Source organism: Streptomyces sp. NPDC101191, from assembly GCF_044767915.1.
Taxonomy (GTDB): domain Bacteria; phylum Actinomycetota; class Actinomycetes; order Streptomycetales; family Streptomycetaceae; genus Streptomyces.
The window spans coordinates 954,728-977,214 of the sequence record NZ_JBIWOU010000001.1 but is presented as its reverse complement, the minus strand read 5'-3'; the positions used below and the strand labels follow the sequence as shown (position 1 = coordinate 977,214).

The window sequence follows — 22,487 nt, the reverse complement described above, 5'->3', positions numbered from 1 at the left end:
TTTAATTGCGACTTGTTCGCAATAGCAGTTGATCTTCAAGAGGGGTGTGGACACCATGGCCGCCCGATCCGTCCGCCGCGCGACCGCCGCGATACTCACCGGGGCCACCGTCCTCAGCGCGGCGGCCTGCGCGAACCCCGGCGGCGCCGCGGGCTCCGGCGGCCCCGAGGATTCCGCGGTCGTCGGCATCGCCTACGAACCCGAGACCCTCAGCCCCCTCCTCGGCTACGGCAAGGACGGCAACTCCAAGATCTTCGACGGGCTGCTCGCCTTCGACGCCCGCATGGAGCTGCGCCCCGCCCTCGCCGCCGCCCTGCCCGCCGTCAGCGCCGACGGCCTGACGTACACGTACAAGCTGCGCCGGGGCGTGAAGTTCAGCGACGGACACCCCTTCACCGCCGCGGACGTCGTCTTCACCTATCGGACCGTCCTGGACCCGAGGACCAACAACGCCTCGCGTACCGAACTCGACGCGCTCAAGGACGTCAGGGCCGTCGGCGCCGACACCGTCGTCTTCACCCTCAAGTACCCCTACGCGCCCTTCGCCCAGCGCACCGTCCTCGCCATCGCCCCCGAGCACGTCGCCGGCCGGCAGGACGTCAACACCGGCCCGTTCACGACCAAGCCCGTCGGCACCGGCCCGTACGTCCTCACCGGCTGGTCCAAGGGCGAGAAGCTCACCTTCGAGGCCAACCCCGACTACTGGGGCGGCGCCCCGGCCGTGAAGAGGTTCGTCATGGCCGTCGTCAAGGACGACGACGTCCGCGCCACCCGGCTGCGCGCGGGCGACCTCGACGCCGCCGTCCTGCCGCCGGCCCTCGCCGCCGGGTTCAAGGGCGACGCGACGAAGAAGACGTACGCGGCCACCACCTACGACTACCGCAACGTCACCCTCCCCACCGACAACCCCGTCGCCGGCGACGCGGCGATCCGCCGCGCCCTCGACCTCGCCGTCGACCGGCAGGCCATGGTCGACAAGATCCTCGACGGCGCCGGCAAGCCCGCCTACGGACCCGTCCCCACCGGCAGCCCCTGGTTCGCCCGGGGCACCGAGCGCCGCCACGACCTCGCCGGGGCACGGAAGATCCTCGACGAGGCCGGCTGGAAGCCCGGCCCCGACGGCGTCCGGGTGAGGAACGGCGTCCGCGCCGCCTTCCCGCTCTGGTACCTCTCCGGCGACAAGCTCCGCCAGGACCACGCCCTCGCCTACGCCTCCGACGCCAGGAAGGCCGGCATCGCCCTCACCACCCAGGCCGGCACCTGGGAGGTCATCGAGCCCCGCATGAGGACCGACGCCGTCCTCGCCGGCGGCGGCTCGCCCGGCGACCCCGACTTCGACCAGTACCTCCTCCTGAAGTCCACCCTCGCCGGCGACGGCTTCAACAACATGGCCCGCTACGCCGACCGGACCGTCGACCAGGCGCTGGAGGACGGCCGCCGCACCGACGACCCCGCCCGGCGCCGCGCTGCCTACGACACAGTCCAGCGCCAGTTGCAGAAGAACCCCGGCTACACCTTCCTCACCCACATCGACCACCTGTACGTCGTCGCCGACCGCTGGGAGACGACCCCCGGCGGCGGACTCGGCACCCAGGTCGAACCGCACGACCACGGCCTCGCCTCCGGCCCCTGGTGGAACATCGAGGACTGGAAGCCGAAGAAGGCCGGAGAGAGCGCGAAATGAGCCGCCGCCTCCCCTGGGGGGCCATGGCCCGGATGGCCGGGCGGCGCGCCCTCGCCGCCGTCCCCGTCCTCCTCGCCGTCACCCTCGCGGTGTTCGCCGTCGCCGCCGCCTCCCCCTTCGACCCCGTCAAGGCCTACGCCGGCACCGCCGGACTCACCGCCTCGCAGGAGAACCTCGACCAGCTGCGCGCCAACCTCGGGGCCGACCGGCCGTGGCCCACCCGCTGGTGGGAGTGGCTCGGCCACGCCCTCCAGGGCGACCTCGGCGACTCCGGCGTCATGCGCCGGCCCGTCGTCGACGTGATCGCCGAACGGGTCGGCTGGTCCGCCCTGCTCGCCGTCACCGCCTTCCTCGTCGCGATCGTCCTCGGCACCGCCCTCGGCGTCCTCGCCGGACGCCGCCGCGGCGGCCTCCTCGACCGGGCCGTCAGCTCCGCCGCGTACACCCTGGAAGCCGCCCCCGCCTTCTGGCTCGGGCTGCTCGCCATCTGGTTCTTCGCCCTGAAGCTGGGCGCGCTGCCCGCCGGCGGACTCACCGACACCACCGGCGACACCGTCACCGCCGAGCAGGTCGCCCGCCACCTCGTGCTGCCCGCCCTCGTCCTCGGGATCTCCCAACTGCCCTGGTTCTTCCTGTACGTACGCCAGGGCGTCGGCGACGCCCTGGAGGAGGACCCGGTACGCGGCGCCCGGGCCCGCGGCCTCGCCGAACGGACCGTCCTCACCGGCCACGCCCTGCGTTCCGGGATGCTGCCCGTGCTCACGCTCGTCGGTTCCCGCGTCCCCGAACTCATCACCGGCGCCCTCCTCGTGGAGACCGTCTTCAGCTGGCCCGGCATCGCCGCCGCCACCGTCCAGGCCGCCGTCTCCGTCGACTTCCCGCTGCTCGCCGCCCTCACCGTGCTCGCGACCGCCGCGGTCCTGCTCGGCAATCTCCTCTCCGACCTGCTGTACGGGCTCGCGGACCCGAGGGTGGGCTTCGATGGCTGACCCCCGCACCCGGCGGATGCGGCTGTGGAGCTCCGCCCTCGTCGTCGGCACCGCCGTCCTCGCCGTCCTCCTCGTCCCGCCCGTCGTCCAACTCGACGAACAGGCCGTCGACCTGGGCCGGAAACTCCTCCCGCCCTCCTGGGAGCACCCCTTCGGCACCGACGACGTCGGCCGCGACCTGCTCCTGCGCTGCGTCTACGGACTGCGGGTCTCCCTCCTCGTCGGGCTGGTCGCCGCGCTCGTGGCGACCGTGATCGGCACCGGCGTCGGCGCGGCCGCGGGAGCGCTCGGCGGCCGCGCCGACCGCTTCGTGATGCGGATCGTGGACGGCTTCTCCTCCGTGCCGCACCTGCTCCTCGGCATCTTCCTCGTGGCCGTGTTCCGGCCCGGAGTCTGGCCGGTGATCGTCTCCGTGGCGCTCACCCACTGGCTGTCCACCGCCCGCATCGTCCGCTCCGAGGTCCTCTCGCTGCGCTCGCGGCCCTTCGTCGACGCCGCGATCTCCGGCGGCTCCTCCCGATGGCGGATCGCCGTACGGCACCTGCTGCCCGCGGTGCTGCCGCAGGCCGGGCTCGCCGCCGTGCTGATGGTGCCGCACGCCATGTGGCACGAGTCGGCGCTGTCCTTCCTCGGCCTCGGACTGCCGAGCCACCAGGCCAGCCTCGGCAACCTCGTCCAGAACGCCCGCTCGTCGCTGCTCGCCGGCGCCTGGTGGCCGACCCTCTTCCCCGGCCTCCTGCTCATCGTGCCCACCCTCGCCCTCGCCGGTCTCGCCGGAGTCTGGCGCGACCGGCTCAACCCGCGCCGCCGATCGGAGCTGATGCTGTGAACGAGCAGATCGCGCGGGCCCTCGAAGCCGTCACCGCCGAGCGGGCCGGCGACGCCGTCCTCAGCGTCCGCGGCCTCACCGTCCGCTTCCGGCAGCGCGGCGGACGCCAGGTCGCCGCCGTCACCGACGCCTCCTTCGACCTCGCGGCGGGGGAGTGCCTCGCCCTCGTCGGTGAGAGCGGCTGCGGCAAGTCCGTCCTCGCCTCCGCCCTCCTCGGCCTCCTCCCCGGCAACGCGCGGACCACGGGCACCGCGCTCCTCACGGACGGGCCCCGCCGGGCCGGGGCCGGCCGACCCACCGGCGCCGGCCGGCCCGCGCACCCCGGGGGCGGTGCCGTCCACCCGCCCGCCCTCGACCTGCTCGCCGCCGACGAACGCACCCTCGCCCGCACCGTACGGGGCAGGCGCGTCGGCCTCGTCCCGCAGAGCCCCGCCGCCCACCTCACCCCGGTGCGCACCGTGCGCGCCCACCTGGAGGAGACCGTACGGGCCCTCACCGGCACCCCCCGGCGGGAGCGGCGCGCGGCGGCCGAGGCGGCCGCCGAACGGGCCGCCTTCCCCGCCGGCCACCTCGACCGCCACCCCCACGAACTCTCCGGGGGGCTCGCCCAGCGGGCCGCCACCGCCCTCGCCCTCGTCGGCGACGCGCCGCTGCTGCTCGCCGACGAACCCACCACCGGACTCGACCGCGAGCTCGTCGACCGCACCGCCGACGAACTGCGCCGCCACGCCGACCGGGGCAAGGCCCTGCTGCTCATCACCCACGACCTGGCCGCGGCCCGCAGGGTCGCCGACCGCGTGGCCGTCATGTACGCCGGGCGGATCGTCGAACTCACCTCCGCCGCCCGCTTCTTCGGCGACCCCGGACCCCGCCATCCGTACGCCCGCGGACTCCTCGACGCCCTGCCCGAGCGGGAGTTCCGGCCCGTCCCCGGACTGCCGCCGGAACTCTCCGACCTGCCCGAGGGCTGCGCCTTCGCCCCGCGCTGCCCCCGGGCGAGCGCGGCCTGCGCCGTGCGCCCGGAGTTCGCGGCGGGGGTCGCCTGTCACCATCCCCTGGGAGCGTCCCGTGCTTGAACTCCACTCCGTCACCGCCGGATACGAGCCCCGCACTCCCGTCGTCCGGGGCGCCACCCTCACCGTCCCGCCCGGCGGATCCGTCGGCCTGCTCGGCCCCAGCGGCTGCGGCAAGTCCACCCTCGCCCGGGTGGCCGCCCTGCTCCACCGCCCGGACGCCGGCCGGGTCCTCGTCGACGGCACCGAGGTCCGGGGGTGGCGGCACCGCGCCCCGCGCGCACTGCGCACCGCCGTCGGGGTCGTCTTCCAGCAGCCCCGGCTCTCCGCCGACCCCCGGCTGCGGCTCGCCGACCTGATCGCCGAGCCGCTGCGCGCGACCGGCCGCCGCGACCTGGTGCCCGAGCGCCTCGCCGGGCTCGTGCCCGCGGTCGGCCTCACCGAGGACCTGCTCGGCCGCCGCCCGCACGAGGTCAGCGACGGGCAGCTGCAACGCGCCTGCCTGGCCCGCGCCCTGGTGCTGCGGCCGCGCTGGCTGATCTGCGACGAGATGACCGCGATGCTCGACGCCTCGACGACCGCGGCCCTGGTCGCCGCCGTCGAGACCTATCGCGCCGGGACCGGTGCGGGACTGCTCGCGGTCGGCCACGACCGGGTGCTCCTGGAACGCTGGTGCGACCGCACGGTCGAGTGGGCGGACCTCACGGGAGCCCTGGCCGACGCCTGAGGAACGGCCTGCTCCGGAAAGTCACCCGGATGGCCGCCCTGCCGTACCGCCGTCCGGATCGTCCCTTCCGTCACACTGTCCGCCGAACGCCGCAATTCCGGTGCGGCGCAAGGAGGGTGAGGGCGATGGCCATTTCCGTATCCGTGGTGCTGCTTCTGCTGATCCTGGCGGTGATCTTTCTCCGCAACGGCGGCCTGAAGGTCTCGCACGCCATCGTCTGCGCCCTGCTCGGCTTCTTCCTGGCGAGCACCAGCATGGCCCCGACCATCCAGAACGGAGTGGCCGCCACCGCCAACGTGGTCTCCAGCCTCAAACCCTGAGCTCGTCCCGCGCGCTGTTTCATGATCGTGAAGTGCCCGCGAAACAGAAGGCGCTTCCCTGTACATCTCCCGCACTCGGGCCTAGCGTCGGCCGCCGGCGCGACCTTCGTACGGACCCGAGGAGCCGCATTGACCACCCGACCCCCCAGCCGGCGAGCCCGCGCACTCGCGCTCATCGCCGCAGTGAGCGCGACCGCCCTCGCGCTCGCCACCCCCGTCGCCCTCGCCGACGAGATACCGCTCGCCCCCGGGCACCGGCTCGTCGCCCCCTACGAAGGCGCGCCCGCCACCGCCCGGCCCGTCCCGGCCGAGGCGCCGCCCCAGCACCCGTACCTCGCCCCCAACGGGCGCAGCGGCATGCACGCCGACGCCGCCGGCAGCGGTACCCACCCCTACTCCGGGCCGCTCGGCCGCGATCCGCGCGTCGACAGCGAGAAGATCGCCGCGCTCGGCGGCGAATGCGCCACCGTCACCTTCGACACCGGCGGCCGGCTCGTCACCGTGTGCGGCACCTTCCAGGGCTTCCTGCTCAAGCTGCTCGACCCCCGCACCCTCGACACCCTCGCCGAGCACCGGCTGCCGCAGCGCTCCTCCACCGTCGAGGCCGTCACCCGCCTCGACTTCGAGAAGATCTTCAAGGACACGTCCGGCGGTGCCTACTTCTACCTCGACGACCGGGACCGGGTCGTCCTGGCCGACTCCCGCCAGCACGTCCTGCGGATCGCACACCGTCAGAAGAGCGACGGAGCCTGGGAGTTCGTGGTCCAGAACGACTGGGACCTCACCCCGCTCGTCCCGCACGACTGCGTCAGCTGGACGAACCTCTTCCCCAGCGGCGTCTGCGACCCCGTCACCTCCGTCATGCCCGACTGGCAGGGGCGCATCTGGTGGGTCACCCGGCTCGGTCGCGTCGGCACCGTCGACCCCGCCACCGGAGCCACCCGCGCGATCCGGCTCGACGGCGAGGAGATCCAGAACTCCTTCTCCGTCGCCGAGGACGGCGTCTCCATCGTCTCCGACCACGCCCTCTACAGCTTCCGCGCCGACCCCGACGGCACCCCGCGGATCCAGTGGCGGCAGACCTACGACCGCGGCACCGGCACCAAACCCGGCTCCGTGAACCAGGGTTCGGGCACGACACCCGACCTCTTCGGCCAGAACGGCGCGAAGTACGTCGCCATCACCGACAACGCCGACGACCGCATGAACGTCCTCGTGTACCGGCGCGGCACGGACGTGGCCGAGGCCGACCGCCTCGTCTGCAAGGTCCCGGTCTTCGGCTCCGGCGCCTCCACCACCGACAACTCCCTGATCAGCTGGGGCGACAGCCTGGTCGTGGAGAACAACTACGGCTACGAGAACCCCGCCACCCTCACCTTCGGGCGCAGCGTCGTCGGCGGTGCCACCCGCGTCGACGTCCGGCCCGACGGCAGCGGCTGCGACACCGTGTGGCAGAGCGACGTCCGCTCACCCTCCACCGTGCCCAAGCTGTCCACGGCCAACGGACTCCTCTACTTCTACGAAAAGCGACCCCACGCCCTCGGCATCGACGCCTGGTACCTGACGGCCGTCGACTTCCGCACCGGCGCGCGCGCCTGGTCCCGCCTCACCGGCACCGGCCCCGCCTACGACAACAACTGGGCCCCGATCACCATCGGCCCGGACGGCACCGCGTACGTCGGCGTCTTCAACGGCATCGTCTCCGTCCGCGACGGGGCCTGAACCGCGTCCCCGCACGGGGCCGCACCCATGGGGGAGGCCGTCTGGTCCCGCGCGGGAGCAGACGGCCCTGACCCCGCCCCCGTACACACGGGTGCCCGGGACCCCCGCGGTCCCGGGCACCCGCCTCGCCGAGGAGCTGCGTCACACCATCTCGGGCATCTCGCCGACCGTCGTCCTCGTGTCGATCACGGCGAAGGCCGCGCCCTGCGGGTCCAGCAGTGCGGCGAAGCGCCCGAAGGGGCTGTCCATCGGGCCGAAGACCTTGCGCCCGCCGGCCGCCTCGGCGGCCTCGATCGCCTTGTCGCAGTTGTCGACGCCGAAGTAGATCTGGATGTACGCGGGGATCTCCGCCGGGAAGTCCTCCGCCGTCATCACCATCCGGCCGAGCACCGGATCGGCCCCCAGGTCGAAGACCCGGTAGTCGATCTTGTCGTCCTGCATCTTCTTCGAGCCGTAGCCGAAGACCGCCGAGTAGAAGGCGTCGGCCTTCGCCGGGTCACGCGTGAACACCTCCGCCCACACATAGGCGCCCGTGGCGCCCTCCAGCTCGAAGCCCTCGTGGGCGCCGGCCTGCCAGACACCGAACACACAGCCCGTCGGGTCCTGCGCGAGACACATCGAACCGAAGTCGCCCACCTGCATGGGCTCCATGAGGAGCGTGCCGCCGGCGGCCCTGATCTTCTCGGCGGTGGCGGCCACGTCCGGCGAGGCGAAGTACAGGCACCAGGCCGACTGCGGCTCGCCGTCCTGCCCGGGCATCGGCGGAACGACGGCCGCCACCGCCTTGCCGTTCTTGAAGGCCTGGGTGTAGTTGCCGAACTCCGATGCGGACTCACCGAAGGTCCAGCCCAGCACGTCGCCGTAGAACGACTTCGCACCCTCGAGGTCGGTGAACATCGCGTCGGTCCAGACCGGCGTGCCCAGAGGTCGTGAGGCCATGACGATGACTCGCTTCCAATCGTGACGTCCTTGTCTGCACGCCACGCTAACCACCTCCGGCCCGCCGCGCTCGGTGACGCACGGTGTCCGCCCGCGCGTTCTCGGCCCCCGCCACCGACGACGAGCACGCCCATACCGTCCGGTACGGGCCGCTCGTCACCACCACTGGGATGGTTGCGCACCGTCACCGAGGTCTCGCCCGGAGTCCGGCCGACCAGCGTCGACGAGCCCCCGCCGTCCAGGCTGAGGGCTTCCCACGCACGCCCCCTCCCCGGCCAGCAGCGCCCCCCTCCCAGGCCGGCAGCGCCGCCACCCCGCCACCCCGCCCCGCCCGCAGCGATGAACACCGCACGTCGGCTCAGCGGCGGAACTCGCGCGCCTGCGGGAACAGCTCCTTGACCAGCGCCCAGAACACCGGGAAGTCGGGGATGTCCTTCGCCTCGCGCGTCCAGCGCCCGGCTCCCGTGGTCCGCACCACGACCAGACCGTCCCCACGCCAGTCGCACCGGCGCACCCGCTCCCACGGCACCACCCTCCCCGACCGCAGCCCGATCCCGTGCCCGTACAGGCTCACCTCGCCGAACACCACCGCCTCGCCCGCCTCCAAGGCGTCCACCGCGGGCGGCATCGCGCGCCGCACCGTCTCGTCGAGCACGATCTGGGCCAGCTCACGGATCTGTGAGTCGGCGGGCCGCGGCACCGTCTCCTCGTCGAGGAACCCGCCGACCGTCACTCCGCTCCGGGCGCCGGTGCGCAGCCGATAGGCGTAATGGGTGCCCGCGTAGCCGCCGTGCACGTGGACGCGGGTGACGTCCTGGTGCATCGCCGTGACGCACCGCCAGGCCACCGCCCGCGCGGGCCCGCCCTCGCCGGGGCAGACCAGGCCCCGCTCGTACAGGTACACGTAGTCCCGGGGCCGCAGCGGCGTCACGCGGGTCCGTAACGACCGCCACAGCAGCCACCCCGTCGCCCCGAACGGCACCAGGAGAAGGGGCACTCCGAGCGGTGGACCGACCGCACGGCTCGCGAGGGCGGGGAGCGCGAGGGCCGCGAGCGCAACGAGGAGGACCAGCGCCGGCGCCCACGGGCGCCGCCGTGACACCCGCAGTCCGTCGGTATGACGGGCACGGAACCCCCGTATATAGGCTCCGAGTTCCGCCTCCCGCGCCGCTCGCGTCGCCGCCTCGTCCGGCGGCGGCACCGTCACCCGGTCGAGCCGCTCCATAGCGCACCCCCCCGACCGCATGATGACAGCGGCCGGAGCTGCGGACCAGGCCCGGCGCGCGGGCGAGTGGAGGCGCCGGGCGCGCCCGGAGGTGTCCGCCTACCGTGCTGCGGGCAGCCCCTGCGGGACGATGGGGTAGCGGTGGAACGCGGCCTCGGCGAGCGGGAGTCCGGGGCGCCAGAACTTCAGGACCTGCGCCGAGGGGACGAAGAGGGCGGTGGGCAGGGCGTCCGGTGCGAACCACTCCCAGCGCTCGATCTTGTCGGGCTCGGCGACGGCCGGAGCGCCGGTGTGGGCGTGGACCACCGTCGCCGCCGTCAGCCGGGTCAGCTCCGCCGACGCCTGCGTGTCGAGCACCAGGCCGATCACCGACACGTCGGCCGCGTCGGCCACGAGGGTGGTCTCCTCGGCGAGTTCGCGGACCGCCGCCTGCTCGATGGACTCGCCCGGATCCACCTTGCCACCGGGCAGCTCCCACACGCCCGAACGGTGCAGCCCGAGCAGCACCCGCCCGGCCTCGTCGGTCACCACCACACCGGCACCCAGAGAGGCCTGGGCGGCGGGTGGCTGGGCGTTGCGGTGCGCGGATGCGGGCGCGGTCATGACGTCTCCTCGTAGCGGTCGGGTGCTGCGACCAGCCAACACCATGACGGTGACAGGGGGGCGGGGTGGGCGGCGAGGCGCTGCGGGCGACGGCCCGGTGGGGCGTGCCGTCCTGCACGGGCTGCGGCCGAGGGCGGACCGGCGCGGGGCCAGGAGGTGTCCTGTCGATCAGGCCGGATCAGGGGCCGGACTCCGCGAGCCCGGCGTGACGGGCAGGACACCCTGGAGGACCGCGATGCCCAGGGGGCGGGATCCGGCCGGCAGGCGGTGGGTCGATCCGTCGGTGAGGTCGACGACCGTCAGACCGTCCCAGAAGCCGTCGCGGGTGAACCCGCCCGTGACGTACGCGGTCCGGCCGTCTGCGGAGACGGCGACGTCCTCGTGCGGGCCGTCCAGCGGGATCACGCGCTCGCTGCCGTCCGGCGTGCGCACCGTCAGCGACGGCCCCCGGTCGGTGTCCGGGTCGATCGGTCCCGTGCCGACCGTCAGGAGGGTGCCGTCGGGGGTGACGGTGACCCCGTGCTGGTGGGTGTCGGCCGTCATCGGGCGGATCTCCTGGCGTCCCGTGCGCGGGTCGACCACCACGAGCCGCTCGCCCTCGAACGGCAGCAGCAGGCGTCCGTCGGTGGGCGAGACGGCCGCGTAGTGCGGCTTCAGCCAGGAGCCGAGCCCGCCCTCCGTGCCGTACGGGGCGACCTCGATCCGGCGGGTGCGCAGGCTGTCGGCGTGGACCACGGTCACGTCGAAGGAGTCGTGGTTCGTCGTGTACACCTCGGAGCCGTCGCGCGAGACGTCCACGTCGAAGGGGCGCCGGCCGACCGGCACCCGGTCGGTGACGCGGAGGGCCGTCGTGTCGATCACCTCCAGGGTGCCGTTGCCGCCGGGCACGTTGACGCCCACGTAGACCCGGCGCCCGTCCGGGGAGAGCGCGATGCCCATGCCGCCGCTGCGGTACTCGCCGGTGGTCACGGGGCCGGTGGCGGTCCGGTACGGGACGAGCGCGAGGCGCGTACGGGTCCCGGTGTCGACCACGGCCACGCCCTCGGCAGTGGCGACCCAGGCCCGGCCGTCGGCGCCGACGACGAGGCCGTACGGAGCGGTCCCGACCTCGACGGACGCGAGCGGGCCCTGGGCGGGGTCGACGAACGTGACCGTGTCGGAGCCGAAGTCGGCGACGAGCAGGGTCCCCTCGGGGGTGGGGCCGGCGGGGGAGGGGGACGTGGTCGGCGGTGCGGACGCCGTGACCGGCCGGCTCTCCGCCGACTCGGCGGGGGTGCCGCCGCCCCGGGCGCAGCCGGCGAGCAGGGCGGTGGCCGCGGCCAGCACGGCGAGGGCGCGGGTTCGGTTCATCGGCGGGGCTCCCGGGGTGGCTGGTGGTCACGGCGCGGGACCGGGCCTGCAGCTCGGTCCGCCTCCGCCTCCCATGCTCCGTCCGCCTCGGCGGCCCCGGGGTCATCCGATCGGCCGACCCACCGGTCGCCACCCGACCGCCCCCCGGGCACCACGCGCTCCGCCGATCCGTTCCGAGGGGGCGGGGCCGGTCAGTGGGGGAGGGCGGCGGCGCCGCCGTGGGTGACCGCTCGGACCCGGATGCCCGCCCGGTCCAGCAGGCTCGCCGCGATCGTCGCCCGGCGCCCGGTGTCGCAGAAGGTCCAGATCTCGCGGTCGCGGGGCAGCGCGCCGACGCGTGCGGGCAGGTCGGCCAGGGGGATGGCCAGGGTGCCGGGGACGCCCCCGTCGGGGCGGGCCGGGCGCACGTCGAGGGCGGGCACCTCGTCGAGCCGCGCGGCCAGCTCCGCGGCGTCGGCCGTGCGGAAGGAGCGGAGCGGCCGGCCGGCCGCCGCCCACGCGTCCGTCCCGCCCTCGAGGACGCCGGCGACGTTCTCGTAGCCGATGCGGAGCAGTTGGACCATGGCCTCGGCCTCGCACGCCTCCTCGGGGGCGGGCAGGACCAGGACGAGGCGGGTGCCGAAGGGGACGACCTCGGCGACCAGGCTCGCGAAGCGCTCGTCCAGCTCCTCGCAGAGCGCCCCCGGCACGTGTCCCGCCGCGAAGGCCGCACGGCCGCGCCCGTCGACGATCTGCGCACCCTCGCCGGCGAGCCCCGCGACCATGGCGGGCGACAGCCGCCGTGCCACGGGCACGCCGCCGAGGACCGCGGGACCGGCGCGGTTGAGGGGTGCCATGTGGCGGTAGTACGCGGGGTACGGCGGCAGGCCGGTGGCGCGCGCCGCGACGTACGCGGTCTCGTCGCGCGGCGTCAGGGCCGGGTTGGCGCGCCGTTCGTCGCCGACCGTCGTCGTCCGGCCGTGCCCCCGGGTCACCGGACCGGCTGTGCAGGAGCTGCCCGCACCGTGCGTCGGCAGCACGCGGGTGGCGTCCGGCAGGCGCGTGAGCCGGTGCAGCGAGCGGTACTGCGCACGGGCCAGCTCCTCGGTGTGCGCGGCGCCGGAGAGGTCGGTGCGGCCCGCGCCGCCGACGAGCAGGCTGCCGCCGGTGAAGACGGCCGCGGGCGGGCCTTCGGGGTCGTCGAGGACGAGGTACGCCGTGTGTTCGGCGGTGTGGCCTGGGGTCTCCATCGCCCGCACGGTGACGTCCCCGACGGTGATCTCGTCGTCCTCCGCGAGCGCCAGATGGGCGAAGGCGTAGGGCGCACGGGCGGGACCGGCCACGGTGGCACCGGTCGCGGCCCGTACCTCCAGGGCACCGGAGACGTAGTCGTTGTGGACGTGGGTCTCCAGGGCGTACCGGATGCGCACCCCGGCGTCGGCGCACCGTTCGATCAGTTCCCAGCTGTCCCGCTGCGGGTCGACGAGGGCGGCCTCGTCGCCGCTGACGAGGAGATAGCTGGTGTCGCCGAGCGACGCGGTGGTCATGACCTCGATCTCGTGCACGTCCCGCACCTCCCGGCCCGCCCGCAGCTCCGCTGCGGTTCAAACGACGACCACCTCGACGGCGGCGACCGGATTGCACCCGTAGCCGCCGGCGTTCCACGGGGCCCGCGGCGGCTGGACCTCGCCGCGCGCGTCGGTCGCCCGGGCGAGGATCCGGTAGCGGCCGGGGGCGCGCGGGGTCCACGCGGCGGACCAGTCCGTCCAGGCGTACGGCCCCGAGGGCTCCGCCAGGACCGCGTCCCGCCACGGGTCCGCCTCCGCGTCCGGCTCGTCCTCGTGCACGGTCCGCACCTCGACTCGCCGCACCGCTTCTCCGTCGCCCGTCCAGGCATGCCCCCGCAGCACGGTCTCCCGGCCGCGCCGCAGGTCGTCGTCCTGCTCGGGAGAGGTGATCAACGACTTGACGCGCAGCCCGGCGACGGGCCCGCCCGCGGTGCCGTCGGCGTCGACGTACACGTACTCCTCGGTCTGGAACGGTCCCGCGAACGGCTCGGTGACCGCCCGCACCCCGGTCAGCCACTTGACGTCGGCCACGGCGAAGCGGCCGGGGACCACGAGCCGCACGGGAGCGCCGTGTTCGGGGGTGAGCGGCGCCCCGTCGAGCCGGGTGGCGAGCAGCGTGTCGGGGTGCAGCGCGACCGCGAGCGGCAGGCTCCGCTCGAACGCGGTCCGCCGGCCCCGTACCGTCCCGGAGTCGGCCCCGGTGAAGACCCACTCGACCGCCCCCGGCGCCACCCCGGCCCGCTCGGCGAGCAGCCGGAACGGCACCCCGGCGAAGCGGACGCAGCCGACCGCCCGCTGCTCCCAGGGCAGTCCGCGCGGCTGCGGGCTCATCCTGGAGCGCCCGTTGCCCGCGCATTCGAGGACGACGTCGAGCTCCCGGTGGGGAAGGGCGGCCAGCCGGGCGTGGTCGAGGGTGTACGGGGTGCGCACGGCGCCCTCGACCCGCAGCCGCCACGCGCCCGGCGGGGTGCGCGGGACGGCGAAGTGGTCGCGGACGAAGAGGGCGCCGGCCGGTGTGACCGGTGCGGCCAGAGCGGCCGACGGTGTCTGGGCGTTGTACGGGTCGGCCGTCACCGTCTCGGGGGACCAGGCGGTGGCGCCCGGCCCGCGGGGGAGTACGGAGGCGCACATGGTTTCTCCAGGCTACGCCCGGAGTTCCGTCATTTCTCGCGAATTACCTGATATGAGGCCAAAGCTATTGACATGCGTCGAATAGGGAGGAGACTCGTCCGTACACCGGACAACCGGAGAGAGCCGCACCCGCCGACGGAGACGTCCGAAGGCCCGCGTGACCCGATCTCGGCTCTGGCCAGGCCCCCGGCAGATCCTGGCGGCGACCGAGTCGTCGGCGACGACCGACGACCCGGGAACGACGAGGATCGCCGGGGACTGTCGTGTGTCCGGGCCCTTCGCGGGCGGGCCGCCCATCAGGCTCGCCGCCCCGCGCCCCGTGCCCCGTGCTCCCTTCGCGCTTTCCCGTGCCCCGTGCTCCCGTCGCGCTCTCCCCGCGCCCTCGGCCGGGTCGGCGTCATCCGGCTGCCGGACCCCCCTCCTCCGCCCGCCCCCTCCTGCGGCATACTGACCCCTCCTTGATCAACAGAATGTTTAAGGAGGAGTCTTGGGCGCCAGTTTCAAGACGGTCATCGAGGTGGGCCCGGCCCACCTCGCCCAGGCGGAGGCCCTCGGTCACGCCTTCCAGACGGCCATCGCACCCGCCACCGTCAACTACGACTTCGACCACATCCGCGATGCCGCCGCCGCATTGCCCGGCAGCGACATCGTGAAGATGGTCCGTGGCTGGGGGCTGCAGGAGGAGGCCCCGGTCCTGGTCATGGTGCTCTCCCTCAAGGAGGCGGTGCGCCAGGCCCTGCCGCCCGAGGCGGCGGAGGCCTCGTTCTGGGACACCATCGAACGCGAACTGGTGAGCGCCTTCACCGGTCTCGCCGACCAGGAGGGCCTGCCCGGGCTCTCGTACTACGAGGTGGGCGCCGACCGCACCCGCTACTACCGGGACGTCTTCTTCGCGCTCCAGGACGAGGAGACCGGCGCCTACCTGTACGCCGTCGCCTTCTGCATCGACGTCACCGTCGGCCTCGACAAGGCCCGCGTCGGCGCGCTGCAGATGACCGACATCGCCCCGTTCGCGATCCGCCTCAACGCGATCGTCGTCCGCCAGGAGCTCGCGCTCACCCCCGCGTGATCCCCACCTCGTCACGGCCCGCCGTCCCGGGCCATGGCCCCGCGCCTCTACCGAGCGGTAGCGTCCGTCCGCAACCGTAGCCCTGCGGAAAGGCGAAGCACCCGATGAACCAGCGGTTCGGCGACTACCAGAACGAGATCTACCTCAACGGGCTCTTCGGCACCCTGCCGAAGTTGCCGATGGCCTTCGCCGAGCTCGAACAGCGGGCCGAGGCCGCGCTCCCGGCCTCCCTCTGGTCCTACGTCGCCGGCGGCGCGGGCGACGAACACACCCAGCGCGCCAATGCCGAGGCGTTCCGGCAGTGGGGCCTCGTGCCCCGCATGATGGTCGGCGCCGCCCGACGCGACCTCTCGGTGGACCTGTTCGGAATACGGCTGCCGAGCCCCCTGCTCATGGCGCCCGTCGGCGTCATCGGCCTGTGCGCCCAGGACGGCCACGGCGACCTCGCCACCGCCCGCGCCGCGGCCCGTACCGGGGTACCGATGATCGCGTCCACCCTGACCGTGGACCCGATGGAGGAGGTGGCCGCCGAGTTCGGCGACACCCCCGGCTTCTTCCAGCTGTACACGCCGACCGACCGCGCCCTCGCCGAGAGCCTCGTGCGACGCGCCGAGGCGGCCGGCTTCCGTGGCATCGTCGTCACCCTCGACACCTGGGTCACCGGCTGGCGCCCCCGCGACCTCGCCACCGCCAACTTTCCCCAGCTGCGCGGCCACTGCCTCGCCAACTACACCTCGGACCCGGTCTTCCGGGCCCGTCTCGCCAAGGCGCCCGAGGAGGACCCGCAGGCCGCCGTCCTGGAGTGGACGGGGATCTTCGGCAACCCGCTGACCTGGGACGACCTGCCCTGGCTGCGCTCCCTCACCAGCCTGCCGCTCATCCTCAAGGGCCTCTGCCACCCCGAGGACGTCCGCCGGGCCAGGGACGGCGGGGTGGACGGCGTCTACTGCTCCAACCACGGTGGCCGCCAGGCGAACGGCGGCCTGCCCGCCCTCGACGCCCTCCCGGACGTCGTGGCGGCCGCCGACGGACTTCCCGTGCTCTTCGACTCGGGCGTCCGCAGCGGCGCCGACGTGGTCAAGGCCCTCGCCCTCGGCGCCACCGCGGTCGCCGTCGGCCGGCCGTACGCCTACGGCCTGGCCCTCGACGGTGCCGACGGCGTCGTCCACGTGCTGCGATCGCTCCTCGCCGAGACCGACCTCGTCATGGCGGTCGACGGCTACCCGACCCTCGCGGACCTCCGGGCGGAGGGGGCACTGCGCAGGCTCTGAGGACGCGGCACCCGGGGCGGCGCGGTGGGCCCGGCCCCGGGGGAGCGGCCCGGAGGGCCGTCGCGGCGGTTCAGCGCCGGCCGAGGACCTCCGCGATCCGGGAGAAGCCGTCCGTGCCGTGGCCGAGCCCCACCGTCCGACGGGCCAGTCCCTCGGCCGCGCGCAGCACCCCCGCGTCGATGCCATGGGCCTCCGAGGTGTGCACGATGTGGGTCATCGACGACACGGCGGAGGTCAGCGGATTGCCCTCGCCCGAGTAGCCGCCGCTCTCCACGTCCTCGGCCCACTCCTGGAACAGCGGCGGCAGGATCGCCCCGATGCCCTGGGCGAACGGGGCCAGTTCGCGCGGCGAGATGCCCTCCGCGCCGGCGACGGCCAGCGCGTGTACGTAGCCGGCCATCGACGTCCAGAAGATGTCGAGCAGCGCGATGTCGTACGCCGCGGCCCGGCCGACGTCCTCGCCCAGGTGGGTGTGGGTGCCGCCCAGGGCGTCGAGTACCGGCCGGTGCTCGCGGTAGAGCTCCCCGGGGCCGCTGTGGATGAGGACCGCGTGCGGCGTGCCGATGGTCGGGGTCGGCGTCATGATCGCGCCGTCGAGATAGCGGATGCCGTGCGCGTCGGCCCACCGCCCGGTGTCCCGGGCCCGGCCGGGGGTGTCGGCGGTCAGGTTCACCAGGGTGCGGCCCTTGAGCGCGCTGGCGACCGCTTCCTGACGCAGCACGGCGTCCGAGGCGTCGTAGTTGACCAGGCAGACGACGGTCAGCGGGCTCGCCGCGACGGCCTCCGCGGCGCTCGAAGCCCCGATCGCGCCCTGGGCGAGGAGCTCGCGGTCACGGCCCGGAGTGCGGTTCCAGACGGTGGTGCGCACTCCGGCGGCAACGAAGGCGCCGGCCAGCGCCCGGCCCATGGGGCCGAGGCCGATCACGGTGACGGCACGCTCCGGCGTGAGGAGAGGGGAAGAAGACATGGCGTGACTCCCTTGTCATGGGTGGAACGGGAACGGATACGGAAAACGGCACGGCCGTAGGACGAGAGGGACGGAAACGATGGGGCGCATGCGGGCCCGGGACACGGACGTGTGCGGTGTGACCGCCGCCGTCGCCGTGATCGACGGAAAATGGAAGACCCTGCTGCTGTGGTTGCTGGAGTCCGGCCCGCACCGGCCCGGCGAACTGCGCCGGAAGATCCCGGAGATCAGCGAGAAGGTGCTGACCCAGGCACTGCGGGAGATGGAGGCGGACGGGCTGGTGCACCGCGAGGTGCACGACGTCGTCCCGCCGAAGACCGTCTACTCGCTGACCGGCGACGGCCGCGAGCTCTCCGAGGCGTTGGCCGCGCTCTCGGCGTGGGGCCACCGCCGGCTCGACCGGCTCACCGCCGGACAAGCGGCCTCCTGAGGCTCCTGATGCCTCGTCACCCTCCTTTCCCCTGGCTGCCACCAGCCTCTCCCGGGGTGCGCGACGCGACAAGTACCCACAAAAAAGTGGGTATGGCGACGAGGGCCGGACGGTGTCCGGGCGGGGCCCGGCGGCATTCGGGCGGGTCAGGGCGGGGGGCCGAGGACGGCCGGGCGGAGCCCGGGAGGGTACGGGTGAGGGTTTCGGGCACGTGCGGGGGCGGGGTTGACCAGGACCAGGGGAGTCCGTGAAGTACGATGATCGCCGTACTACGATGACCGACGTAGTTTGGCCCGGAGGGGGAGACATGACGACCACCAGGACGGTCAGGTTCCATGCGCACGGCGGCCCGGAGGTGTTGCGGATCGAGGACGAGGCGGTGGGCGAGCCCGGGCCGGGCGAGCTGCGCGTACGTATCGACGCCATCGGTCTCAACCGTGCCGAGGTGCTCTTCCGCAGCGGCGTCTACATCGAGGCCGTCCGGGAGTTCCCCGCCCGTCTCGGAGCCGAGGCCGCCGGTGCGGTGGAGGCGGTCGGCGGCGGGGTGACCGGCTTCGCGCCCGGCGACCGGGTCAGTGTGGTCCCCGCGTTCTCCATGAACGCCTACGGGGTCTACGCCGAGCGCGCGATCGTGCCCGCGGCCGCCGTGCTGCACCGGCCCGAGGGGCTCGACGCGGTCGAGGGGGCGGCGGTCTGGATGCCGTACCTCACCGCCTACGGCGCGCTCGGGCAGGTCGGCGGCATGGGCGCGGGCGACACGGTCGTCATCACCGCCGCCTCCAGCAGCGTCGGACTGGCCGCGATCCAGATCGCCCGGCGCCTCGGCGCCGTGCCGATCGCCACCACCCGCACCCACGCCAAGAAGGCCGCGCTGCTGGCCGCCGGAGCGGCCGAGGTGATCGTCGACGAGGAGAAGGACCTGGTCGAGCGGGTGCGCGCGGCGACCGGCGGTCGGGGTGCCGAGTTCGTCTTCGACGCCGTCGCCGGGCCCGGCGTGCTCGACCTCGGGAGGGTCGTCGCCCCCGGCGGCACCCTGTTCGTGTACGGCGCGCTGAGCGGCGAGCCGACCCCCTATCCGGGCTTCGACCTCGGCATGCCGGCCCTGAACATGCGTACGTACACGCTGTTCGAGACCACCCGCGACCCGGAGCGGCTGCGGCGCGCCGCGGCGTTCGTCTCCTCCGGGCTGGGGTCGGGGGCCTTCCGGCCCGTCGTCGACCGCACCTTCCCGCTGGACCGGATCGCCGAGGCGCACCGCTACCTCGAGGCCGGTGCCCAGGTGGGCAAGATCGTCGTCACGGTCGACCACGACTCCCGGGACCGGCTCGGCGGTTGAGGGCCGGACGGGCCCCGGCGGGCCCGGCCGCCCTCGTCCTTCGGATCCGGCGCGGTGTCCGGTCTGATCGACGAGACGCCCCCTAGGCCGCCTCATTCGGATCTTGCCGGGCTCGCGGGGTCTGGCACGCACGCTCGCCGCGTTGTCGTCGGTCCACAACGCTCCGCGTTGCCTCCCTCCTCCGCCTTGCGATCGCACGCACCAGACCCCGCTCCCTGATCCGGCCTGATCCGAAAGAGGCGACCTAAGCGGTGCGGCGTTCCCGCCGCAGCCAGTGGCGGCGTCGGGGACGGTCGGGCAGCCAGCCGAAGGCCAGCGAGCTTCCCACCAGGCCGAGCAGCATCCCGACGAAGAAACCGCCCAGGTTCGAGGTCACCCAGCTCGCGAGCGAGGCGAGCACGCCGATCACCGAGTAGAACAGGCGCTGGCGGGGGTTGAACACGATGAGCAGCCCGCACACCACCATGATCATCGGCAGGACGTACCCCGCCAGGCTGTCGGCGCCGGCCGTGAGGATCACCGAGACGCTGGCCCGCTGGGTCAGCAGGATCTCCGCGCCGCCGAGCGCCAGGGCCGTCCCCGCTCCGAACGGGCGCCGGTGGCGCCAGCGCCGGAACGCCCGCCAGGGGTGCCGGCGGCCGGGCGCGTCCGCCATCAGCAGCCCTTCGAGCTGAAGCCCATGTGCAGGTCGGGCAGGGTGAACCGGGTAGCGGTCGTGGCGTAGTTGTTCTGCCGGACGTTCTTGATGTCGACCGTGTCCGCCTGCTGCCCGAAGGAGCCCAGCGGGCCCTTGATCGGGGGCTTCTCGAAGGTGCTGGCGTCCCCGCCGATCTCGATGTTGTCGAACGCGGCCAGCTTGCCCGAGATCTCGGTGGAGTCGGTGGTCAGCCCCGAGGCCTTCACGGGGGTGCCCTTGTTGCCGGCGGTGATGACCAGGTTGGTGCCGCCGAGCTCGACGCTCTGGCACAGGTTGGTGAGCTTCGCCTCGCGGATCGCGGTCACGATGACCAGGACCTGGCCGCCGGTGTCGCCCGCGTTAGGGCTTCCCTCGGCCATGTTGTCCAGTGCCCCGAACTGCCCGAAGCCCGTGCCCTCCAGACTGTCCGCTGTCACGGTGAACGGCATGCCGGAGATGGCGAACTGGGCGGCGAGCGCCCCCTGGGCGGTGAGGACCACCAGGGTGGCGGCGGCGAGGAAGGCGGGCACGCCCATGAGGGCGGCGCGTCGGTAGCGCACCCCGCCGCGTCTGTCGGAACCGACCTGCGGGAGGGGGGAGTCGGGCTCGGTGGTGCCTAAGGACAGAGCCATGCGGTGCTCCTGACAAGAAGAAGGAAACGGAGCGCGGCGACGTCCTGGCGCGGACAGTTCCCCAACCCGCCTGGGTCTTCCCGGACTCGTGCGGAGGCAGTCGTGCCGCAGGGAACCGAAAAGGACCGTACGCGCGGTGAGACATGTCGTCAACTGCCCGGTAACAAATGCTTGTTGACGATCACTCAGGCAGTCGGAGTGAGGGTTGTGGGTGGATCATCCGGCTACGGTGAACGGCGCCACGACCACGTGCACGAGCACGTCGAGGAGCTCGGACAGGTCCCTGCCGGCGTCCTCGAACCGGTCCTCGTCCACCGCCCGGATGACCGCCGCGTGGACGGCACCGACCACCGTGTCCACCAGCTCGGCCCGCGCCACCCCCGGTGGGCCCGGTGGGGCGTCCGCGAAGAACCGGCGAAAACCGGCCAGAAGTTCGACCCGTGCCTGACGGCCCGCCGGACCCACCGAACCGATCTCCACCGCCATCGTCGCGAACGCCGGGTTCTGTGCGAGCAGGTCGAGCAGCACCCGCAGTCCGGCCCGCACGGCGACCGGCCAGGCGACCGCCCCGCCCGCCTCGTCGTACGAGCGCTGCATGGCCCGGACGACCGTCTGGGTGCCGCCCCGGAACGCGGCGAGGACCGCGTCCTCCTTGCCGGAGAACAGCTCGTAGAAGACCGGGCGGGTCACTCCGGCGGTCCGGCAGATGTCACTGATCCGTGCGCCCGTGTACCCGTTCGCCGCGACCGTGCGGGCCACTCCGTCGAGCAGTCGCTCCCGCTGCCGGGAGGCGACCTCCTCGGGGGTGAGCCGGCGCGGTCCCGGGCGCAGCGAGCGCTCCGGCTCGCGGCCCGTGCGGGCTCCCGGTAGGACCAGTTCCCCCTCGGCGCCCCGAACGCTCGTCATCGGCCACATCCTTCTGCGGTTGTTGACGTCACATACTCGTCAGGATTACAACCCTGATGGGTTTTCCTCTCGGTGCGCCGGGCGGACCGGTGCAGGGGCACCCCCGTGGGACGGGACGCTCCTCCACCGCACACCGCGCCGCACACCGAGTATTACGCTCCACCCCGTATCGCGACACCGCCGCAGGAGATCCGTGGCGCCGGATCGTTCCGGCGGTGGGCGTCGCCGACCGTCGCAGCCGCGTCACCACGCACCTGTCACCCCGCACCCGAGTGCCCGTGCCCGTCCCCCGCGCGCGGCTCTCCCGGGTGGGGCCGGTGCGTGATCCCCAGCGCGGCGCGCACCCCTCGTGACGATCCTCTGCGGGCGCGCACGTGCGTGCCCGGGTACCCACGCAGACCATCGAGTTCTCTCACCCTCCGCCATCGTGCGAAAGGAACCCCCATGGACAAGCGTGCTCTCTCCGCGGCCTTAGGCGCCGCCGTCGCCGCCGTGCTCGCGGTGACCGCCTCCGCCTCCGCGACCGCCTCCGCCGGCAACGTCCTGACCACCGGAAGCGCGGGCGGCACCGCCGTCGCCTCCGGTGACGTCCTCTCGGCCTCGCTGGCCACCGGGACCAAGGCGAAGATCGCCACCACGGCGGGCGGCAGCACCGGCATCACCTGTAACACCTCCGCCTTCACCGCCACGGCCAACACCAACCCCGCGGCGCCCGGCACCGCCACCGAGACGGTCACGGCCCACACGCTCAGCAGCTGCACCACCAACATCGTCGGCGCGACCGGCGTGCAGAGCATCACCGTCAACAACCTCCCGTTCGCCGCGTCGGTCACCTCCGGCGGCTCGCTCACCGTCTCCGCCGGCGCCGCGGGCCCGATCCAGACGACCCTCAAGATCAACACGATCCTGGGCGTCACGACCTGCGTCTACCGGGCCGGCAGCCTCACGGCGACGCCGAACAACGCCGACAACTCGCTCTCCTTCACCGACCAGCTGTTCACCAAGTTCAGCGGACCGGGCACCTGCCCGGGCAGCGGCTACTTCACCGCGAAGTACGGCCCGGTGCTCGACACCAGCCAGGCGGGCAGCCCGGTGGTGTTCGTCAACTGACGTCAGGGCAC

General features: G+C 73.7%; 22 protein-coding genes and 1 pseudogene. 12 read left to right on the top strand and 11 right to left on the bottom strand.

The features are described 5' to 3' along the window. The first annotated feature begins 55 nt into the window (after positions 1 to 55). From ACIRQF_RS04295 to ACIRQF_RS04265, 7 genes are all read left to right on the top strand, one after another. Complete coding sequence (locus ACIRQF_RS04295) at positions 56 to 1,684, top strand: ABC transporter substrate-binding protein (RefSeq protein ID WP_404088729.1); 1,629 nt, start codon at positions 56 to 58, stop codon at positions 1,682 to 1,684. Next, entirely contained in the window at positions 1,681 to 2,673 is a 993-nt protein-coding gene (locus tag ACIRQF_RS04290) for an ABC transporter permease (RefSeq protein ID WP_404088727.1), read from the top strand. Before ACIRQF_RS04295 ends, ACIRQF_RS04290 begins: the two co-directional genes overlap by 4 nt. Next, positions 2,666 to 3,502, top strand: coding sequence for an ABC transporter permease (locus tag ACIRQF_RS04285; RefSeq protein ID WP_376636766.1), 837 nt, complete (start codon positions 2,666 to 2,668; stop codon positions 3,500 to 3,502). The genes ACIRQF_RS04290 and ACIRQF_RS04285 overlap by 8 nt, the downstream gene beginning before the upstream one ends. Then, the gene (locus tag ACIRQF_RS04280; RefSeq protein WP_404088724.1) at positions 3,499 to 4,578 is read left to right on the top strand and encodes an ABC transporter ATP-binding protein; all 1,080 of its coding nucleotides are present in this window, start codon (positions 3,499 to 3,501) and stop codon (positions 4,576 to 4,578) included. Before ACIRQF_RS04285 ends, ACIRQF_RS04280 begins: the two co-directional genes overlap by 4 nt. Then, positions 4,571 to 5,242: an ABC transporter ATP-binding protein gene (locus ACIRQF_RS04275; protein ID WP_376636768.1), complete on the top strand. Its 672-nt coding sequence runs from the start codon at positions 4,571 to 4,573 to the stop codon at positions 5,240 to 5,242. The genes ACIRQF_RS04280 and ACIRQF_RS04275 overlap by 8 nt, the downstream gene beginning before the upstream one ends. A 125-nt stretch (positions 5,243 to 5,367) precedes the next feature. Further along, positions 5,368 to 5,562, top strand: coding sequence for a hypothetical protein (locus ACIRQF_RS04270; protein WP_365339128.1), 195 nt, complete (start codon positions 5,368 to 5,370; stop codon positions 5,560 to 5,562). 129 nt (positions 5,563 to 5,691) lie between these two features. After that, positions 5,692 to 7,284 (top strand): hypothetical protein, encoded by a 1,593-nt coding sequence (locus tag ACIRQF_RS04265; protein ID WP_404088721.1) that lies wholly within the window; start codon positions 5,692 to 5,694, stop codon positions 7,282 to 7,284. A 141-nt stretch (positions 7,285 to 7,425) separates the two neighbouring features. On the opposite strand, the gene ACIRQF_RS04260 is transcribed toward ACIRQF_RS04265, so the two are convergent. The 7 genes and pseudogenes from ACIRQF_RS04260 to ACIRQF_RS04230 all read right to left on the bottom strand — a co-directional run bounded on the left by ACIRQF_RS04260 (position 7,426) and on the right by ACIRQF_RS04230 (position 14,079). Beyond that, the gene (locus ACIRQF_RS04260; protein ID WP_376636770.1) at positions 7,426 to 8,223 is read right to left on the bottom strand and encodes a VOC family protein; all 798 of its coding nucleotides are present in this window, start codon (positions 8,221 to 8,223) and stop codon (positions 7,426 to 7,428) included. Between the two features lie 137 nt (positions 8,224 to 8,360). Then, positions 8,361 to 8,570, bottom strand: a pseudogene (locus ACIRQF_RS04255) (phosphodiester glycosidase family protein); the annotation flags it as partial. Positions 8,571 to 8,581: 11 nt separating this feature from the next. Further along, the gene (locus tag ACIRQF_RS04250; RefSeq protein ID WP_404088717.1) at positions 8,582 to 9,448 is read right to left on the bottom strand and encodes a DUF6585 family protein; all 867 of its coding nucleotides are present in this window, start codon (positions 9,446 to 9,448) and stop codon (positions 8,582 to 8,584) included. 99 nt (positions 9,449 to 9,547) lie between these two features. Then, the gene (locus ACIRQF_RS04245; RefSeq protein ID WP_404088714.1) at positions 9,548 to 10,051 is read right to left on the bottom strand and encodes an NUDIX hydrolase; all 504 of its coding nucleotides are present in this window, start codon (positions 10,049 to 10,051) and stop codon (positions 9,548 to 9,550) included. Between the two features lie 168 nt (positions 10,052 to 10,219). Next, positions 10,220 to 11,401, bottom strand: coding sequence for a YncE family protein (locus ACIRQF_RS04240; RefSeq protein ID WP_404088711.1), 1,182 nt, complete (start codon positions 11,399 to 11,401; stop codon positions 10,220 to 10,222). Positions 11,402 to 11,592: 191 nt separating this feature from the next. Further along, positions 11,593 to 12,945, bottom strand: coding sequence for a rhodanese-like domain-containing protein (locus ACIRQF_RS04235; protein WP_404088708.1), 1,353 nt, complete (start codon positions 12,943 to 12,945; stop codon positions 11,593 to 11,595). A gap of 39 nt (positions 12,946 to 12,984) precedes the next feature. Then, a complete protein-coding gene (locus tag ACIRQF_RS04230; protein WP_404088705.1) occupies positions 12,985 to 14,079 on the bottom strand; it encodes a molybdopterin-dependent oxidoreductase in 1,095 nt (364 codons plus the stop codon). 487 nt (positions 14,080 to 14,566) lie between these two features. Between ACIRQF_RS04230 and ACIRQF_RS04225 the strand changes: the two genes are divergently transcribed. Together ACIRQF_RS04225 and ACIRQF_RS04220 are read left to right on the top strand one after the other, a co-directional pair. Next, the gene (locus tag ACIRQF_RS04225; protein ID WP_403520902.1) at positions 14,567 to 15,148 is read left to right on the top strand and encodes a Type-2Aa cytolytic delta-endotoxin; all 582 of its coding nucleotides are present in this window, start codon (positions 14,567 to 14,569) and stop codon (positions 15,146 to 15,148) included. Positions 15,149 to 15,252: 104 nt separating this feature from the next. Further along, positions 15,253 to 16,419 carry an alpha-hydroxy-acid oxidizing protein gene (locus ACIRQF_RS04220; protein WP_404088702.1) on the top strand — a complete coding sequence of 389 codons (1,167 nt, stop codon included), beginning with the start codon at positions 15,253 to 15,255 and terminating at the stop codon, positions 16,417 to 16,419. A gap of 70 nt (positions 16,420 to 16,489) precedes the next feature. Here ACIRQF_RS04220 and ACIRQF_RS04215 read toward each other — a convergent pair whose 3' ends face one another. Then, on the bottom strand, positions 16,490 to 17,386 hold the full coding sequence (locus ACIRQF_RS04215) for an NAD(P)-dependent oxidoreductase (protein WP_404088699.1): 897 nt from the start codon (positions 17,384 to 17,386) through the stop codon (positions 16,490 to 16,492). A 79-nt stretch (positions 17,387 to 17,465) separates the two neighbouring features. On the opposite strand from ACIRQF_RS04215, the gene ACIRQF_RS04210 reads away from it, so the two are divergent. Together ACIRQF_RS04210 and ACIRQF_RS04205 are read left to right on the top strand one after the other, a co-directional pair. Beyond that, entirely contained in the window at positions 17,466 to 17,816 is a 351-nt protein-coding gene (locus tag ACIRQF_RS04210) for a winged helix-turn-helix transcriptional regulator (protein ID WP_376636779.1), read from the top strand. A gap of 307 nt (positions 17,817 to 18,123) precedes the next feature. After that, positions 18,124 to 19,152 (top strand): zinc-dependent alcohol dehydrogenase family protein, encoded by a 1,029-nt coding sequence (locus tag ACIRQF_RS04205; protein ID WP_404088696.1) that lies wholly within the window; start codon positions 18,124 to 18,126, stop codon positions 19,150 to 19,152. Between the two features lie 244 nt (positions 19,153 to 19,396). Here the strand turns inward: ACIRQF_RS04205 and ACIRQF_RS04200 are convergent, their stop codons facing one another. From ACIRQF_RS04200 to ACIRQF_RS04190, 3 genes are all read right to left on the bottom strand, one after another. Then, positions 19,397 to 19,807 carry a DUF6114 domain-containing protein gene (locus ACIRQF_RS04200; RefSeq protein ID WP_389751468.1) on the bottom strand — a complete coding sequence of 137 codons (411 nt, stop codon included), beginning with the start codon at positions 19,805 to 19,807 and terminating at the stop codon, positions 19,397 to 19,399. Then, the gene (locus tag ACIRQF_RS04195; protein WP_404088691.1) at positions 19,807 to 20,460 is read right to left on the bottom strand and encodes a DUF6230 family protein; all 654 of its coding nucleotides are present in this window, start codon (positions 20,458 to 20,460) and stop codon (positions 19,807 to 19,809) included. Before ACIRQF_RS04195 ends, ACIRQF_RS04200 begins: the two co-directional genes overlap by 1 nt. Before the next feature lie 216 nt (positions 20,461 to 20,676). After that, positions 20,677 to 21,366 carry a TetR/AcrR family transcriptional regulator gene (locus tag ACIRQF_RS04190; RefSeq protein ID WP_376636783.1) on the bottom strand — a complete coding sequence of 230 codons (690 nt, stop codon included), beginning with the start codon at positions 21,364 to 21,366 and terminating at the stop codon, positions 20,677 to 20,679. A gap of 444 nt (positions 21,367 to 21,810) precedes the next feature. Between ACIRQF_RS04190 and ACIRQF_RS04185 the strand changes: the two genes are divergently transcribed. Continuing rightward, positions 21,811 to 22,476, top strand: a complete 666-nt coding sequence (locus tag ACIRQF_RS04185) for a Tat pathway signal sequence domain protein (protein ID WP_404088687.1) — start codon at positions 21,811 to 21,813, stop codon at positions 22,474 to 22,476. The last annotated feature ends 11 nt before the right edge of the window (positions 22,477 to 22,487 follow it).

What these genes read in the sequence shown, in the direction of transcription:
- ACIRQF_RS04250 (WP_404088717.1), bottom strand. Translation starts at nt 9,448, where the DNA reads ATGGAGCGGCTCGACCGGGTGACGGTGCCGCCGCCGGACGAGGCGGCG.
- ACIRQF_RS04260 (WP_376636770.1), bottom strand. Translation starts at nt 8,223, where the DNA reads ATGGCCTCACGACCTCTGGGCACGCCGGTCTGGACCGACGCGATGTTC.
- ACIRQF_RS04200 (WP_389751468.1), bottom strand. Translation starts at nt 19,807, where the DNA reads ATGGCGGACGCGCCCGGCCGCCGGCACCCCTGGCGGGCGTTCCGGCGC.
- ACIRQF_RS04215 (WP_404088699.1), bottom strand. Translation starts at nt 17,386, where the DNA reads ATGTCTTCTTCCCCTCTCCTCACGCCGGAGCGTGCCGTCACCGTGATC.
- ACIRQF_RS04195 (WP_404088691.1), bottom strand. Translation starts at nt 20,460, where the DNA reads ATGGCTCTGTCCTTAGGCACCACCGAGCCCGACTCCCCCCTCCCGCAG.
- ACIRQF_RS04290 (WP_404088727.1), top strand. Translation starts at nt 1,681, where the DNA reads ATGAGCCGCCGCCTCCCCTGGGGGGCCATGGCCCGGATGGCCGGGCGG.
- ACIRQF_RS04285 (WP_376636766.1), top strand. Translation starts at nt 2,666, where the DNA reads ATGGCTGACCCCCGCACCCGGCGGATGCGGCTGTGGAGCTCCGCCCTC.
- ACIRQF_RS04240 (WP_404088711.1), bottom strand. Translation starts at nt 11,401, where the DNA reads ATGAACCGAACCCGCGCCCTCGCCGTGCTGGCCGCGGCCACCGCCCTG.
- ACIRQF_RS04220 (WP_404088702.1), top strand. Translation starts at nt 15,253, where the DNA reads ATGAACCAGCGGTTCGGCGACTACCAGAACGAGATCTACCTCAACGGG.
- ACIRQF_RS04295 (WP_404088729.1), top strand. Translation starts at nt 56, where the DNA reads ATGGCCGCCCGATCCGTCCGCCGCGCGACCGCCGCGATACTCACCGGG.
- ACIRQF_RS04230 (WP_404088705.1), bottom strand. Translation starts at nt 14,079, where the DNA reads ATGTGCGCCTCCGTACTCCCCCGCGGGCCGGGCGCCACCGCCTGGTCC.
- ACIRQF_RS04205 (WP_404088696.1), top strand. Translation starts at nt 18,124, where the DNA reads ATGACGACCACCAGGACGGTCAGGTTCCATGCGCACGGCGGCCCGGAG.
- ACIRQF_RS04245 (WP_404088714.1), bottom strand. Translation starts at nt 10,051, where the DNA reads ATGACCGCGCCCGCATCCGCGCACCGCAACGCCCAGCCACCCGCCGCC.
- ACIRQF_RS04185 (WP_404088687.1), top strand. Translation starts at nt 21,811, where the DNA reads ATGGACAAGCGTGCTCTCTCCGCGGCCTTAGGCGCCGCCGTCGCCGCC.
- ACIRQF_RS04210 (WP_376636779.1), top strand. Translation starts at nt 17,466, where the DNA reads ATGGGGCGCATGCGGGCCCGGGACACGGACGTGTGCGGTGTGACCGCC.
- ACIRQF_RS04270 (WP_365339128.1), top strand. Translation starts at nt 5,368, where the DNA reads ATGGCCATTTCCGTATCCGTGGTGCTGCTTCTGCTGATCCTGGCGGTG.
- ACIRQF_RS04190 (WP_376636783.1), bottom strand. Translation starts at nt 21,366, where the DNA reads ATGACGAGCGTTCGGGGCGCCGAGGGGGAACTGGTCCTACCGGGAGCC.